This is a genomic window from Arthrobacter sp. H41, from assembly GCF_000520535.1.
Taxonomy (GTDB): Bacteria; Actinomycetota; Actinomycetes; order Actinomycetales; family Micrococcaceae; genus Arthrobacter_D.
Genome location: NZ_KI914774.1, coordinates 1,603 through 3,075 on the forward strand (window position 1 = coordinate 1,603; position 1,473 = coordinate 3,075).

Genomic DNA, 1,473 nt, shown 5'->3' on the forward strand with positions numbered 1-1,473 from the left:
CCACGGGGGCTCGCCGGCGCGCTCCGCGAGACGTTCCTCAACATCTCCGAACTCGAACACGCGGTGGTCTTCATCGACGAGGTCGAGGAGATCGCGGCGCAACGCCAGGGCGAGCCACCGTCACCGCTCCAGGGAGTCACGAATGAGCTCCTGAAGATCATTCCCGCCTTCCGCGAGCAGCCGGGGCGGCTGCTGGTCTGTGCGACCAACTTCATCCGTGCCCTCGACACCGCCTTCCTCCGGCACGGCCGCTTCGACTACGTCATTCCCATCGGCCTGCCGGACGAGGAAGCACGCACCGCCATCTGGGCGCGCTACATCCCGCAGGAGGTCGCGGCCGACGTCGACATCGACGCCCTCGTCGAAGCGACGGACGGTTTCTCTCCCGCCGACGTCGAATACGCGGCCCGGAAAGCCTCCCAGCAGGCACTGGAAAAGGCTGTGTACAGCCCTGCGTACAGCGGTGCCGATGGACAGCAGCCGCCGGTTGCAGCAGGACCGTCGACCGCCGACTATCTCGCTGCGATCGCCGAAACCCGCACCACCGTCTCGGCGGAGGTCGCCCAGGACTTCCGCGAGGACATCGAACGTATCGCGCGGCTCTGATAATTAGTACAGATATTCTATTTCTGCCGGCATCTCTGGTTCAATTGAGGCATGCGATGGGATGGCCAGATACTCGAACCCGACGGCGCTGCGACCGGCGGGGACGCCCTGCTGCCCCTCGCCGGTCTGGTGAGGACGGTTCGGACCCCGGAGTTCGCAGGTATCACCTTCCATGAGGTGGCGGCGAAGTCGGTGCTCAACCGGGTGTCAGGCAACTCAGGGATGCCCTTCAGCTGGACCATCAATCCCTACCGCGGCTGCTCCCACGCCTGCGTGTACTGCTTCGCCCGAAAGACCCACAGCTACCTCAACCTCGATACCGGCCTCGATTTCGACTCGCAGCTGGTGGTGAAGATCAACGCCGTCGAAGTGCTGCGGAAGGAGCTCGCCAAAGCCTCGTGGACCCGTGAGCACGTGGCCATGGGCACCAACACCGACCCCTACCAGCGGGCCGAGGGCAGGTACCGGTTAATGCCAGGCATCATCGGGGAGCTCGCCGATTCCGGCACTCCCTTCTCGATCCTCACGAAGGGCACCCTCCTGGCCCGGGATCTTCCCCTTCTTGCCCGGGCTGCACAGTCGGTGGAGATCGGGATGGGCATCTCGCTGGCACTGATGGACCCGGCGCTGGCGGAAGCGGTGGAGCCGGGTACGCCTGCTCCGAAGGCGCGCCTCGCCCTGATCAGCAGGCTTCGGGAAGCCGGGCTCCCGTGCGGGGTGATGGCGATGCCGATCCTTCCGTGGCTCACGGACAGCGACGACGCCCTGGACGAACTTTTCGGCGCACTCGCGACGGCGGGAGCCACGGGAGTATCGGCCGGCGCGCTGCACCTCCGACCCGGGGCGCGCGAGTGGTTCCTGCAGTGG

General features: G+C 66.2%; 2 protein-coding genes. Both read left to right on the top strand.

Features of this window, described 5'->3' with window-relative positions; all coding sequences use genetic code 11:
* Positions 1-606, top strand: a 606-nt coding sequence (locus Y705_RS17355) for an ATP-binding protein (RefSeq protein ID WP_155849923.1), incomplete at its 5' end; no start/stop codon positions are given.
* Positions 607-657: 51 nt separating this feature from the next.
* Positions 658-1,473 (top strand): Rv2578c family radical SAM protein (locus Y705_RS17360; RefSeq protein ID WP_049822267.1); only part of this gene is annotated, 816 nt, incomplete at its 3' end.